Below are 14,657 nucleotides of genomic sequence, written 5' to 3' on the forward strand. Positions count from 1 at the left end.
CGTTGCCAGACGCGGGATCATTCCCACTCAATCGTAGCAGGTGGCTTGCCACTTACATCATAAACCACGCGATTAATGCCTTTCACTTCGTTGATGATGCGATTAGACACTTTGCCAAGTAAGTCGTAAGGCAGTTCGGCCCATTTGGCGGTCATGAAGTCGGAGGTGACTACGGCACGTAGTGCTACCACGTAGTCGTAGGTGCGGCCATCGCCCATTACGCCGACGGATTTTACTGGCAGGAAGACGACGAAGGCTTGGCTGGTGAGTTCGTACCAGTTTTTGCCGGTTTTTTCATCGACGGTAGCGCGTAGTTCTTCGATAAAGATGGCGTCGGCAAAGCGCAGTAGATCAGCGAATTCTTGCTTTACTTCGCCAAGGATACGCACGCCTAGGCCTGGGCCTGGAAATGGGTGGCGGTAGACTAGCTCTGGGGCTAGGCCCAATGCCACGCCTAGTTCGCGCACTTCGTCTTTGAATAATTCGCGCAATGGCTCCAGCAAACTCAGCTTCATGGTTTCTGGCAGGCCGCCTACATTGTGGTGGCTCTTGATGGTGTGCGCTTTGCCGGTTTTTGCGCCAGCAGATTCGATCACATCAGGGTAGATGGTGCCTTGGGCCAGCCATTTTGCGCTTGGCAATTTGGCGGATTCGGCTTGGAATACTTCTACGAATTCGCGGCCAATGATTTTGCGTTTGGCTTCTGGATCGGTTACACCGGCAAGGTGGCCCATAAATTGCGCGGCGGCGTCAACGTGGATGACTTTTACGCCAAGGTGCTCAGCAAAGGTAGCCATCACTTGCTTGCCTTCGTTCAGGCGCAAGAGGCCGTTGTCTACAAATACGCATGTCAGTTGATCGCCAATGGCGCGGTGGATCAGGGCTGCGGCAACGGATGAATCCACACCGCCAGATAGACCCAAGATCACTTCGTCTGTGCCGACTTGTTCGCGGATTTTTGCCACCGCTACGTCGATGTAGTTAGGCATGGTCCAGCTTAGCTTTGCGCCGCAAATATCGAGCACAAAACGGTTAATCATTTCACGCCCTTTTAGGGTGTGCGTTACTTCTGGGTGGAATTGCACGGCGTAAAAACCACGCGCTTCATCAGAAATAGCGGCAATCGGGCAGGCTTCGTTGCTGGCGATCACAGAGAAGCCAGCTGGCAGCGCAGTGACTTTGTCACCGTGGCTCATCCAAACTTCTAATACGCTTTGGCCTGCGCTATTTTTGCGATCTTCAAGGCCGCCGAATAATTTGCTGCTTGCTTGCGCGCCAATTTCGGCAAAGCCAAACTCGCGCACCGTGCCTGCTTCTACCTTACCGCCTAGCGATTCGGCCATCCATTGCATGCCGTAGCAAATACCGAGTACCGGCACGCCCAGCTCAAACAATTTAGGATCGGCTTGGTAATCGCTCTCGTAAACCGAGTTTGGGCCGCCAGAAAGGATGATACCGGTCGGCTTAAATTCACGAATAAAATCAATCGATACATCAAAAGAATGCAGCTCAGAATACACATGCGCTTCGCGAACACGGCGGGCAATCAGCTGAGTCACTTGCGAGCCAAAGTCCAAAATCAGAATTTTATCCATGCTGTCAAAATCTTTGATGTTTAAATAATCGCCGAATTTTACCTTGCTCAGCCCATTGCGGCTAGCACGTATTCTGCAAATAGGGGCTGCACGTGCAGATTGGGCTTATCGCAGCGCGATCGCTGATTTTCTTTCCCACAAAGCAAGCGCAAAAAATGTCAAAAGGATAAACTTGTAAGCACTACGCCAAGGAGTACCGCTATGCCCATCAGCGATTACCATATCAGCACCGATCAGCAACGCTTTGATCTGGATGCCATTCATGCTTTTCTCAGCCAATCTTATTGGTCCCCCGGTATTTCACGCGCCACGGTAGAAAAAGCCACGCAAAATTCGCTGGCGTTTGGCGTGTTTCTGGGCGACAGCCAAATTGGCTTTGCACGGGTGATTACCGACAAAGCCAGCTTTGCTTATTTGGCCGATGTGTATATTTTGGACGCACATCGCGGCCAAGGCTTAGCCAAGTACTTAATCGCCACCATTCTGGCCCACCCAGATTTGCAAGAGCTCAGGCGCTTTATGCTGGCAACCAAAGATGCACATACGCTTTACACCCAGTTTGGTTTTACTGAGCTGGCTAATTCATCACGCTTTATGGAGATACATAGCCCAAGCGTATATCAGGCTTAGTTTTGGAGGTGTAAGGTCACAGCAAATACGCTGGCTTCATCCGCCCTGCAAAAAACGCCACCCTTTATTTAAATAAGGGGCGGCGTTTTTTATGCTGACCAATCAATTAGTTTTTACCCTGCCCCAAGCGATCAATCATGGCTTTTACCGCCAACATTTGCGGGGCAGTCTTGCTATAAAAATTAGGTGCGAAAGGATTTGTAGGGTCTGAATAGCCCCAGAAATCCCAGCAACCCTTGGGGTTAAACGGGGTAAAAAACCAACCGCTACTCGCCTGTGCTTGCGGGTAAAGCACAATGATTTTATTAGCATCCGCCAGCTCGTTATAACCTGTGGTGCCATAAAACTGATTGCCGATTTTTGTAGCGCCCTGCTCGCAGCCATGAAACGCAACGTGCACTTTGCAGCTTTCTGCCTCGCACGCCTTTGGCACATAAAGATAAGCATCATTACTCATGCTGGTATAGCCAGACTTGATAAATTCGCTCTGATCAAATTTAACAATCTTGCCGCTAAGCTGGGCTACGGCAGGCTGTAGATCGCCATAGATATGCTTCAAGATATCTTGCGACTGAATAAAACTACAGTCGTTGATATAGGGCGCTTGGGTATGGGCACACACCACATCTTTAGCATTATTGGTGATAATGGCGTGGCCGGCATCTACATTTTGGATATATTTAATGCTTTGTGCAGGCACCCCAGCCAGCTGGTAAAACGCAGCCGTTTGATCCACCACGGCGGTAGTCACAGTGGTGTCAGCCAGACCGCTAAATATATATACTTTTTGGTTTTTTAAATGATCGAGCTTATCTATCGCGCCGGTGAGCTCAAACGCTTTTGCCAGTTGCAACAATAAAGCAGGATCTGGCGGGCCATACACGCTGAGCGAAGGATTCATGCAAGCCGTCGTCGCCACGGTAACGGATGGCGGCATTGGGTAAGCCGAGCCAGAACAATAAAATGGCCCTCCCGCTACCACCCCCGCCCCAACCAGCGAAGCAGAAAAAGCCGTTTGAAACTGTGCGGCCATAAACGCGCCTGAAGATAAGCCAGATACAGAGGTCTGGCTTAAATCTGCTTGATAAGCTGGCAACTTATCCGCAGCAGTGGCAAAGCCACTCAACAAAAACACGGCTGCAACAGTTAGGCTACGATATAAAGCACCAGATGTATCTTTCATAAAACCTCCTTTTTCATGGTTAAATCAAGTAAATATCTGACAATAAACTTAGCACCAAGAAAGGAAAACTAAAACTTTTCTATTTAAATCTTTGATGAATTTTTGATGCAGCCTATAAGTTGATCGGCTTACTCACACAAAAAAGGAACAAAAACACCCAAACCATTAAGCAGCCGCAATTCGATTAAAAACCAAAAACATCAAAAGCACGGCAGGCAAAGAGAATAATAATAGGGTATTAAGCAGCCCATATTCATTAGCAAAAAATCCTGCAGGCAGCGCCAAAACGGCTAATAACAGCCTAGTAATTTGATAGATCAGCACCGAAACAGGGCCAATTTCTTGCTCTGAAAAACGGCTAAGCATGGTGGAATAAGCCACCGCATACAGGATATTTGAAGCAATATGCGCCAGCACCACGGCAATAAAAGTCAATAAAAAATGGCTGGAGTAAAAGGCCAACAAATACATCATAAAAAACATCAGCCCCAAGCCAGCCTTGCCAAGGCTAGAGCCAAATAAATAATCCACCATTTTTTGACTAACCACCAAAGGGCCTATTAATTGCCCAATACAGCGGGCAAACAGTAGCATAAGCACTGGATTAATCACCAAGCCCAACCATTTTATTTCTACAAAATCTAGCCCTTTTACTGGCAACAACGCCATTGCAGGGGCGGCAATGATCGTTAACAAGGGCATAATTAGGAACGCACTTTTTTTATCGCTATTTAATGCGGCGTAGCGCAATGTGGATTGTGCTGCCCCTTCTATTTTATCGACTACTTGCTGTGGGCTAATTGCGCGCGAATAAATTAAACACGCCATTGCAAGCAAATAAGAAACTGCATCAATAAAGAAATACCAGCCGTGCTGCACCAAAGGATAAATAAGGCTGCCGATTCCTGTGCCAATAATAGTGACGGCAGAGAAAGATATCGTTTCAATTGTGGCAATTTTTAAATAATCTGCCTCACCAAAACCACGTTTATTAATCATATTATAAGCAGCCACACCCAAGCCAACAAACAGGCTAGATAACGCAACGGCAAGCATTAACACGCGTGGATTGGCGGAGATGAGTGCGTAAAACGGTAAGATTAAAGCGAATAAACCAGCCACTTCTGCGGCAATTAAAATAGTAAAGGGTTTAAAATACCGGCTCAAGTACTTACCCAGCTCGGCCGACAATAAAGCTGGCGCAATTGATACAGAAAAAACAATAGAAAAATAAAGAGGACTAGCATCCCATTGAGCTAAGTTGGCATAAATAGCGACTCCAGTTAAGCCCGTACCAATCCCCGTAATAAGATAGCCCAAGCTAAACCACAAATACCAACGTGATGATATTAATAATTTAAATACTGACATGATATAAACCTGCTTTTTACATGATGCACAGCCGTGTTTCTGCCTCAATCCTAAACGCACAGGCAATAGCTGTGCTAAATAGGCGCAAAAATGCTGCGTCACTTTTTTAAAGTGTCATCGTATCCGGATAAGTAATGAGTACCAAGCAAGCGCCAGTATTGAAACAAGCAAGCAGAGTTAATTCTGCACGCGCAAGAAAAGCCCTATTACACAAAGCGAATAAATGAGAAATTTGGATAGAGAAAAGCGATAAGGCAGGCAAGCCGATAGGGCTAGCGGCCTAATGAGAAAAGCTAGAAGTGAACTTGTACTTGAGCAAAAACAGCCAATATGGGCCTTGCTATTTGATAAGGATTTTCACAGAACATTGTTTATCTCCTTTGAGCGTGAGCAGGTAATTTATCAAATAGAAAGCATGCCGTCAATTTAATACATAAATATAATTGACGAAGTCTCTTTCGTGTTTTTTTTCAACGCAAAGGGACATCGCTCCGTAGAGGCACTGATTACTACGCTCTGTTCAGCATGATGCAGCAGCAGCACTAAGATATAAATCTGATGAAAAATATAAATACAATTACAACAATATTCCTGTTCAAATGCACATTCAAAAAAAATAGGCCCCATTTAGGGGCCTATTGCTTACACACCATTGAATCTCACTATTGCGTCCCTGCAATCTCTTCATCGCCGGTGTTCTCTGCCTTCACTGGAGGCTTAGGCGATGCGGGGTGCATCACTTCTTTGCTCACGCCTTTGCCATCTGGCCCTACGTTTTGATTAACCGCAGGCAGGTGGTGGGCGATGCCTTTGTGGCAATCGATACAGGTCATGCCTTCAGACAAGCCTTTTTGATGGGCATTGGCCGAGCGGGAGTTTTGCTCCATATAATCAAAATATTCGTAGTTGTGGCAATTACGGCAGGCCTTGGAATCATTGGCTTTCATCCTTTTCCATTCATTTTCTGCCAGCTCAAGACGCTTATCTAAGAATTTCTCACGCGTATCAATAAAGCCAGTGAGCTTACCCCAGACTTCTTTAGAAGCCTCAAGCTTGCGCCACATTTTTGGGCCCCATTCATGCGGCACATGGCAATCTGGGCAGGTAGCGCGCACGCCGGAGCGATTGGTGTAGTGCACGGTTTCTTGGTATTCCGGATACACATTGCTGGCCATTTCGTGGCAACTTAAACAGAATTTTTCGGTGTTGGTCATTTCCAGCGCGGTGTTAAAGCCGCCCCAAAAGATAATCCCCACAAAAAACGCCACAATCACACCGATATAGCCGATGCGGATGCTACGCAGCTTTTGCATACGTGCACAAAGCCGCGCTTTGAATGAGGGTTTGCTTTCATCGCTCATTGTTTAATCCTTTTTACTTAACCATGCCGGTCGCGGGCTTAAAGGTATTGCCAACCAGAGGCTGGGCATCCGTTTGCGGCACATGGCATTGCTGACAGAAATATCGGCGCGGCGAGATATTAGTTAGCTCGGTGCCACCACGGGTTTTAAAGTGGGTAATCGATACTTTGGTCGCACCGGAATCTGCCGTACGATCCCAACTATGGCAATCAAGGCATTTATTAAACTCTTTAGTAATCAGATAGCCCTTGGTGGTGTGCGGGATGATAGGCGGCTGCTGCACAAACTGGCGCGGCAAAGGTTTGCGATCTTTTTCCCAGCGATAGTTTTCAGAAGGCGCGTCGCCTTTAACGGCTTCAGTGCCACGCAAAGACTTCATGATTTCGGCCTGCGCCACAGGTGCGCAGACCATACAGAAGCTTAGAAACAGCGCCAGCATCGGCATTAATTTTTTCATTTTTTTCTCCTTTGGATGAATAAATGGCCCGATCACCTAGCGCCATTTATCCCTCACCCCATTCTTAGGGCGGGTGAAACCCGCCATTTATTCCAAGTCATTTGGCGGGTTACACCCGCCCTACAGACTGCTAAGCCTTCACCACTTTCACCGCGCATTTTTTAAAGTCGGTTTGCTTGGATATCGGGCAGGTGGCATCTAGAGTCAGCTTATTCACCAAGCGGCCTTCGTCAAAGAAAGGAATAAAGATCAGGCCCATTGGTGGTTTATTGCGGCCACGCGTTTCTAAGCGCGCTTGAATGTCCCCACGGCGGGACGATACTTTCACCAGCATCCCGCGTTGTAAGCCACGTTTTTTAGCGTCGTTCGGGTTCATAAACACCATCGCTTCTGGCACCGCTTTATGTAGCTCCGGCACGCGGCGGGTCATGGTGCCGGTATGCCAGTGCTCTAATACACGCCCCGTACAGAGCCACATATCAAAGTTAGCATCGGGCATTTCTGGCGGCGCTTGGTATGGCAGGGCAATAATATTGGCGCGGCCATCTTTATTGCCGTAGAAACGCACGCCCTCGCCTTTTTTCACGTAAGTATCGTAACCTTCGCGATAGCGCCATTTGGTCTCTTTGCCATTCACCACCGGCCAACGCAAGCCGCGCACTTGGTGATAAAGATCAAACGGTGCTAAATCATGGCCGTGGCCGCGACCAAACTGGGCGTACTCTTCAAACAAACCTTTCTGGATGTAAAAACCAGCCAGTTTGGCTTCCACATTTTCAAAGCCTTTAAACTGATCTGCGGCTTTAAATTTATCCACATTGCCATTCACATACAGCACGTCGTACAGGGTTTTACCTTTCACGGCAGGCTGCTTAGCGATTAAATCCGCAGGCCACACGTCTTCCACCTTAAAGTGCTTAGCAAATTGCATCAGCTGCCATAAATCAGATTTTGCCTCGCCCGGTGCATCCACCTGCTGACGCCAAAGCTGGGTACGGCGCTCGGCATTACCAAAGCCGCCTTCTTTCTCTACCCACATTGCGGTTGGTAAAACCAGATCAGCGGCTAAAGTCGATGCGGTTGGGTAAGGATCAGACACCACAATAAAGGTGTCTGGCCTACGCCAGCCCGGATATAGCTCTTCATTAATATTGGGCCCAGCTTGCATATTGTTATTACACATCTGCCAATAGACTTTCACCTTGCCGTCTTTAATCGCCCGAGCCATCGCCACTGCGTGTAAGCCGATTTTGCCAGGGATGGTGCCCTCAGGAATACGCCAGATTTCTTCTGCGTGTTTGCGATGCTCAGGGTTTGTCACCACCATATCGGCAGGCAGGCGGTGGGCAAAGGTGCCCACTTCACGCGCCGTACCACAGGCCGAAGGCTGGCCGGTCAGTGAGAACGGGCTATTGCCCGGCTCGGCGATTTTGCCGGTCAGCAAATGGATGTTGTAAATCATATTGTTCGCCCATGTACCACGGGTGTGCTGATTAAAGCCCATGGTCCAGAACGAGGTCACTTTGATTTTTGGATCGGCGTACAGCTCGGCCAGCGCAATCAGGCGGTCTTCTGGAATACCGCAAAGCTTGCTGACTTTATCTACGGTGTAATCGGACACGAATTTTGAAAACTGCTCAAACGAGCCTTCTTTCATATCATTAGGATTGGTTTTTGGCTTGCCATTGGCATCAGGGTAGCCATTAGCTTTGGCATTGACTTCTAAGGGGTGTTTAGGCCGTAACCCGTAACCAATATCCGTTTCACCAATTTTGAAATTACAGTGATCTTTTACAAATTTCTGATTAACACGGCCGGTTTTGATGATGTGGTGGCAAATAAAATTCATCATTGCCAAATCAGTTTGCGGGGTAAATACCAAGCCATAGCCAATATCGGCCAATTCAAAAGAGCGATGCTCATAAGTCGATAACACAGCGACTTTTACTTTGGAATTAGATAAACGTCGATCGGTAATGCGGCTCCATAAAATCGGGTGCATTTCGGCCATGTTTGAGCCCCAAAGCACAAAAGCATCGGCTACTTCAATATCGTCGTAACAGCCCATAGGCTCATCCATACCAAAGGTACGCATAAAGCCGGTTACGGCGCTGGCCATACAGTGGCGCGCATTTGGATCGATATTATTTGATCTAAACCCCGCCTTCATCAGCTTAGAAGCGGCATAGCCTTCATAAATGGTCCACTGCCCCGAGCCAAACATCGCGACAGATTCTGGCCCGCTGGCTTTTAGCGCTTCTTTCCATTTCTTTTCCATGATGGCAAACGCTTCATCCCAGCTTACGGGGGTGAATTCGCCATCTTTATCGTACTGGCCGTTTTTCTTACGCAGTAAAGGCTGAGTTAAGCGATCTTCGCCGTACATAATTTTGGAAAGGAAATACCCTTTCACGCAATTTAAACCCCGATTCACTTCTGCATCAGGATCGCCTTGCGTGGCCACCACTCGGCCATCTTGCGTTCCCACCAGCACCGCACAGCCCGTGCCACAGAATCGACAGGGCGCTTTATCCCAGCGGATGCTATTTTTGCCATCGCCCGCCATAGCAGGCATGGTTTTAGGCGCAGCACCTGCAAGGGGGATGCCCGCACTGGCAACCGCTGCAGCCACAGCAGATATTTTTATAAACTCACGGCGATCCAAGCTCATGATGAGCGCTCCTCAGATTTTTTTGATTGCATAGATAGGGGTGGTGGCACTTCTTCGTCGCAATATTCATAAGCCAGCGTGGCCGATGCAACATGGGGAATCTCTTGAATTTGTTTGAGCAGATCAGAGGATCGAACTCCTGGCACATCCTCAATGGTGATAATCAGCCGCCCTTCGTGCTCCAGATGTAGCTCCACCCCTTGCACCGCAAGTACCGCCGCTTTGACTTCTTCTAAATGATTGGGAACGGCCCGAATCACTAGACTAAAGATATTCATGTAATCAACTCCAACAAACGAATGCTGTTACTTGGGCAAGGCGCAACGCATGCGCCACAGCCGGTGCATTGCTCCGTGTTAATAACAGGCTGTGCAACCTTGCCAACGGCTAGCTGAAAACGAATCGCCTGCTGATCGCAAGCCTCGCCGCAGATCCGGCAATCCACCCCCCGCTCGGCCAAACAGCTGGCATCAATTTGCGCGTGAATCTGCCAAGGTGAATCAACCTGCGTATCCAAAGCTTTGCTTTGGCACGCGCTAACGCAATCACCGCAAAAGGTGCACTCACCATGACTAAAGTCCACCTTAGGAAACCCGCCGTCCCCCACCTTGATAATTTGGCTTGGGCAAGCACTTGCGCAATCGCCGCATCGGCTGCATAGGCTAAAAAAAGCAGGGCTAGCCCATGGTGGGCGAGGCGCCATCGGCGTTTGCGGGCGACGGCCAAAAAGTAAGTTACGACGCGAAGGATCCACTGCAATCGTCAATTCAAATAGTAAGGATTTAAGGTTAGGTGCCAATACACCTAGATACAATGCCTCTTAAGAGGCAGCATGCCTCAGCGGCAAAAACCCTCTACCCCTGAGGGGGTAGGCCACCTAAATACTGATTTGCGCCAAGACCAAGAGGCATGGTGTACTCCGCTGTGTGGCCTTGCTGTGTACCCTTTAGGCAAGCGTAACACCGCTATGCGCAATAGATTGCGCTGCGAACTGAACCTATGATTAAGCCGGATAGCCAAGCAGCAGCACCCTATGATTGAAACGCTGGAAATTTAGAGGTAGACATGCGTATTAAGGATTATTTCCGCCAAACATCCATTTTGCGCTTTATCACCCCTGCCTTATTGCTGATGGTGTTACCCGCCTTTGTGGCTTTTTTTATGAGCTGGAGCAGTGTGATGCGCTCCAGCGGTGAAGGAGCGGTGATTAACTTGGCGGGCTCTTTGCGCAAGCAAACTTACTTAATTGTTGCTATCCATCTATCTCCCCCTGCTCCTATTCCGGTTAGCCGGCCATTTTTGCAGCAAGTGATTGATGATTTTGAACAACGTCTGTACAACCCCATTCTGCTTAGCAATTTACCCAGCGCACCAGAAGACCCCGTGCACCTTGCTTACACTAAAATGGAAAACAGCTGGCGCACCGATATTAAAAAGGATCTATCCCAGCTCAGCACCACCTACGACGGCAAGCTACTGCCTAAAGCCATGCAATTTGTGACTTTAATTGACCATTACGTGGCCGCCATTGAAGATAAACACGAGGCTCGCTTGCTATGGCTAGGGCGCATTCAATGGATTTCTTTCGGGGGGATGATCTGTGTGTTATTGCTGACCCTGAAATGGCTAAGCCGCAGCGTAACCCGCCCCTTAATTGCCATGGCACAAGCCGCTACCAAGATTAGGCAAGGCGATTTAAATGTCCGCGCCCCTGAAAAAGGCGCTGGCGAAATCATCCAGCTTGGGCAGGCAATCAATCATATGGTGAGCGAGCTAGCCCAAGGCCTGGCTGAATTAGAATCACGCGTCACAGAAAAAACCAAAGCACTCTCGCAAAATCAGCGCAGCTTAGAATTTTTGTACCGAATCAAACAAATCCTCTCTGATCAAGAGCCGGATCAAGCCACGTTTGATCAAGTACTCCATGATTTGGGCAGCGTGATAGAGCTAGAACACGCCGCCATCTGCATTACCGAAACCGAGCAAGCACCGCTGGCTTTTCGCTTTGCCATCATGCCCATTAAAGACAGCAAACATTGCGATCAAAACAACTGCCAAAACTGCACAGACGGAGCCGATCAAGCACCACAAGCCAGCAATCGCCCGATTTTTCAACTTAGCGATGGCAGAAAAAACTACGGCATCATGCCCATTCAACTTAAAGCAGAGCAGGTACTGGCAGATTGGCAATTACAGCTTTTAGAAGCTGTGGCACGGCAAATTGGCACGGCACTGGCCAATGCCAAACGTAAGCAAGAATCACATCGTTTAGCACTACACGAAGAGCGCTCCGTAATTGCGCGGGAATTACACGATTCTCTTGCGCAATCTTTATCTTATTTAAAAATTCAAGTGGTGCGTTTACAAACACAGTTCCCCGAGGCAGAACGCAGCCCTACCGCCCAAGCCGCACTCAGCGAGTTACGTGAAGGGCTAAGTGGTGCATATCGCCAACTGCGTGAATTACTCAATACTTTTCGCTTACAAATGCACGAACGCGGTCTTGCGGCTGCGCTAGAACAAACCGTGCAAGAATTTACTCAGCGCCTAGGCTACGCCGTTATCTTAACAAACCGCCTCTTGGGGGTAGAGCTCAGCGCGCATGAAGAAATTCACATCCTACAAATTATCCGCGAAGCCCTCGCCAATATTGAGCACCACGCGGCAGCCCAAAACGCTTGGATTGGTTTAACTTGGGCAGAGCAGCGTATTTTGGTCACCATTGAAGACAACGGCTGCGGCATTAGCCAGCACCCCGATAAAAAGCAACATTACGGGCTAAGCATTATGCGCGACCGTGCGCGCAGCTTAAACGGCCAATTTAGCGTACAACGCCGCGAGCCGAATGGCACTTTGGTGTCGTTGCGCTTTACTCCAATCACCCCCTTTGCACCGCAAGGAACCCCCTCATGAGCGATGGATACACCGTTGTTGTTATTGACGATCACCCCTTATTTAGAAAAGGCGTACTGCAGCTTTTAGCGCTTGATGAGCGTTTTATTTTGGTGGGCGAAGCGGCCAGCGGCGCAGAAGGGCTAGCGATTGTGCAAGCGCAAAACCCAGATCTAGTCATTCTTGATTTAAATATGAAAGAGATGGATGGCATTAGCACGCTACGTGCCATTAAAGAGCTAGACCTTGACTCACGCGTGGTGATGCTCACCGTATCCGATCAATCCTCAGATTTAGTCGCTGCGGTGCGGGCGGGAGCCGATGGCTATTTACTTAAAGATATGGAGCCAGAAGAGATAATCAGCAGCCTAGCCGAGGCACTCGACGGCCAAATGGCCATTCCCGAGCGCCTTGGCCGGGTACTGGCGCTAGCCTTGCGGGATGACGACGCCAGCCAGCGTAACGCCATGATGGATTCCTTAACCGAGCGCGAGCGCGAAATCTTAGCCTGCCTAGCCAATGGCCTATCCAACAAATTAGTCGGCAGAGAACTAGGCATTGCGGAGGGCACGGTAAAAGTGCACGTCAAAAGCTTACTGCGTAAACTCAGCTTCCGCTCTCGGCTAGAAGCCGCCATTTGGGCCGTAGAGCAAGGGATTAAATTGCGTTAGCGCCATAGGGGTGGATTACCGCGCCCCTAGCAGCCAGTCGGACTTAGCATCAGTCAGCTAGAATCAGCGCTCTTCTTTGCCTGAGATCCAAATAGAAATCACCAACCAAATGGTATTGAGCACCGCTAATACAAAACCTAAAAACCCAAGCAAAGGCAACCCAAATAGCATAGGCCCGGCTTTTACCGTCATGACAATCGATGAGCCAATAATTAAAGAGCCGGTCACAATCCCCATTGTTAAACGATTAGCACTGCGGGTAATTTGCAAACCAAAGTGATCTAGCCGCTTTAAATCTAAATCAATGCGTATATTGCCACGGCGAGCTTGTTTAATTAGCTTGCCAATATCTCTGGGTAATCCGCCTAATAATTGCACCGTTTCATACAAGCCTTCCTTGCCTTTTTTAAGCATGGCCTTAGGATGAAACCGCGCCAGAATCACTTCTTTTACAAACGGCGTGAGGTGCCCCACCATTTGAAACTCTGGATCAAGCTGCCGCCCTAATCCCTCTAAGGTAATCAGCGCTTTAAATAGTAGCGTTAAATCTGATGGCAAGGTAATTTGATGCTCGCGCATCATTTGCACCACATCATTAAGCAAATTACCAAAACGAATATCTTTTAAAGCAAGGTTTTCATAATCAAACATAAACCCCGCAATATCAGACGTGAGTTTTTCTTCATCCACCACCGTGTCACCAGTCCACTCTAATAGCACATTCAGAATGCCATGTTCATCACGCTGTGCAAGGGCGGCTAATAAATCAACGATTTGATCGCGCCGTGGATGCGGCAAACGCCCCACCATGCCAAAATCTAAAAATGCAATTTGATTACCAGGCAAATACTTTACATTGCCCGGATGAGGATCAGCATGAAAATAGCCATCAATCAGCACCATTTTTAATACGGCATCCGCGCCTCTAGACGCTAAAATACAGCGATCCAAACCCGCAGCATCCACCCCCAATAAATCATTGCCTGCCACTCCCCCAACATAGCTTTGTACATTGAGGCTTTCTGAAGTCCATTCCCAATAGGTTTTAGGGATAATAATATCTTCATGGCCTATAAAATTTTGCACAAAGCGCTCTGAGTTTCTAGCCTCTGCAGATAAATTCAATTCACGGCGTAAAGATTTAGCGAATTCTTCGGCAATTTTAACCGGCTGATAGCGACGGGATTCGGCGAATTCAAATTCCATCAAAGAGCCGATATGCCGCAAGATGCGTAAATCGGCCTCAATTTTAGGAATCACCCCTGGGCGGCGAATTTTTAACACCACCTCAGTACCATCTAATAATTTAGCACGGTGCACTTGAGCGATAGAGGCGGCCCCAACCGGCTCTGGGTCTAGATCAAGAAAAATATTGGCAGGATCTGTGCCAAGTAAAGCGGTTAACTCCGGCAGAATTAAATCAAAAGGCACCGGAGGCACATTGCTTTGTAATTTTTCAAACTCGGTAATCCATTCCGGCGGAAACATATCCACCCGCGTTGCCAATACTTGCCCCAGCTTTACAAAAGCAGGGCCTAACTCTTCTAAGGCACGGCGCACCCGCACTGGGGAATCAACGAGCTCGGCTTCGTAATTACCAGGTAAATGTAAGAGATCGCTGGCGCGCTCAATGCCACGGGCCAAGCCCAATCTTTGCACCAAATTACCCAAGCCATGACGAACAAGTACAGCCACAATTTCACGAACCCGTGGCAAATCACGCATCACGGTAAAGGTTTCCTTCAGCATTCTTAGACCCAACAGTAAGAGTAATGCTATTTCAACATAAATCAGCCATGCCGTGCATTTAACTCCATCATCAAAGA

Annotated in this window: 12 protein-coding genes; 3 read left to right on the top strand and 9 right to left on the bottom strand. The window is 48.4% G+C overall.

Translation table 11 applies throughout. The features are described from left to right. Positions 1–17 precede the first annotated feature (17 nt). The gene (gene guaA / locus C1H71_RS00095; protein ID WP_130104743.1) at positions 18–1,595 is read right to left on the bottom strand and encodes a glutamine-hydrolyzing GMP synthase; all 1,578 of its coding nucleotides are present in this window, start codon (positions 1,593–1,595) and stop codon (positions 18–20) included. 201 nt (positions 1,596–1,796) lie between these two features. On the opposite strand from guaA, the gene C1H71_RS00100 reads away from it, so the two are divergent. Continuing rightward, positions 1,797–2,225: a GNAT family N-acetyltransferase gene (locus C1H71_RS00100; RefSeq protein ID WP_130104744.1), complete on the top strand. Its 429-nt coding sequence runs from the start codon at positions 1,797–1,799 to the stop codon at positions 2,223–2,225. 106 nt (positions 2,226–2,331) lie between these two features. On the opposite strand, the gene C1H71_RS00105 is transcribed toward C1H71_RS00100, so the two are convergent. From C1H71_RS00105 to napF, 7 genes are all read right to left on the bottom strand, one after another. Then, complete coding sequence (locus C1H71_RS00105; protein WP_130104745.1) at positions 2,332–3,408, bottom strand: extracellular catalytic domain type 2 short-chain-length polyhydroxyalkanoate depolymerase; 1,077 nt, start codon at positions 3,406–3,408, stop codon at positions 2,332–2,334. Between the two features lie 165 nt (positions 3,409–3,573). Beyond that, positions 3,574–4,779, bottom strand: coding sequence for a hypothetical protein (locus tag C1H71_RS00110; RefSeq protein WP_130104746.1), 1,206 nt, complete (start codon positions 4,777–4,779; stop codon positions 3,574–3,576). A gap of 662 nt (positions 4,780–5,441) precedes the next feature. Next, positions 5,442–6,140, bottom strand: coding sequence for a NapC/NirT family cytochrome c (locus C1H71_RS00115; protein WP_130104747.1), 699 nt, complete (start codon positions 6,138–6,140; stop codon positions 5,442–5,444). Between the two features lie 13 nt (positions 6,141–6,153). Continuing rightward, positions 6,154–6,597: a nitrate reductase cytochrome c-type subunit gene (locus C1H71_RS00120; protein ID WP_223145946.1), complete on the bottom strand. Its 444-nt coding sequence runs from the start codon at positions 6,595–6,597 to the stop codon at positions 6,154–6,156. 130 nt (positions 6,598–6,727) lie between these two features. Then, on the bottom strand, positions 6,728–9,268 hold the full coding sequence (gene napA / locus C1H71_RS00125; protein WP_130104748.1) for a nitrate reductase catalytic subunit NapA: 2,541 nt from the start codon (positions 9,266–9,268) through the stop codon (positions 6,728–6,730). Continuing rightward, positions 9,265–9,546: a chaperone NapD gene (locus C1H71_RS00130; RefSeq protein WP_130104749.1), complete on the bottom strand. Its 282-nt coding sequence runs from the start codon at positions 9,544–9,546 to the stop codon at positions 9,265–9,267. The genes napA and C1H71_RS00130 overlap by 4 nt, the downstream gene beginning before the upstream one ends. Further along, the gene (gene napF, locus C1H71_RS00135; protein WP_223145947.1) at positions 9,543–10,067 is read right to left on the bottom strand and encodes a ferredoxin-type protein NapF; all 525 of its coding nucleotides are present in this window, start codon (positions 10,065–10,067) and stop codon (positions 9,543–9,545) included. Before napF ends, C1H71_RS00130 begins: the two co-directional genes overlap by 4 nt. Positions 10,068–10,333: 266 nt before the next feature. On the opposite strand from napF, the gene C1H71_RS00140 reads away from it, so the two are divergent. Both C1H71_RS00140 and narL read left to right on the top strand, forming a co-directional pair. After that, on the top strand, positions 10,334–12,181 hold the full coding sequence (locus C1H71_RS00140; RefSeq protein WP_130104750.1) for a histidine kinase: 1,848 nt from the start codon (positions 10,334–10,336) through the stop codon (positions 12,179–12,181). After that, positions 12,178–12,831, top strand: a complete 654-nt coding sequence (gene narL / locus C1H71_RS00145) for a two-component system response regulator NarL (RefSeq protein WP_130104751.1) — start codon at positions 12,178–12,180, stop codon at positions 12,829–12,831. Before C1H71_RS00140 ends, narL begins: the two co-directional genes overlap by 4 nt. 63 nt (positions 12,832–12,894) lie before the next feature. On the opposite strand, the gene C1H71_RS00150 is transcribed toward narL, so the two are convergent. Next, complete coding sequence (locus tag C1H71_RS00150; RefSeq protein WP_130104752.1) at positions 12,895–14,580, bottom strand: ABC1 kinase family protein; 1,686 nt, start codon at positions 14,578–14,580, stop codon at positions 12,895–12,897. Between the last annotated feature and the right edge of the window lie 77 nt (positions 14,581–14,657).

Origin of the sequence: Iodobacter fluviatilis (assembly GCF_004194535.1) — a bacterium.
GTDB classification, from domain to species: Bacteria; Pseudomonadota; Gammaproteobacteria; order Burkholderiales; family Chitinibacteraceae; genus Iodobacter; species Iodobacter fluviatilis_A.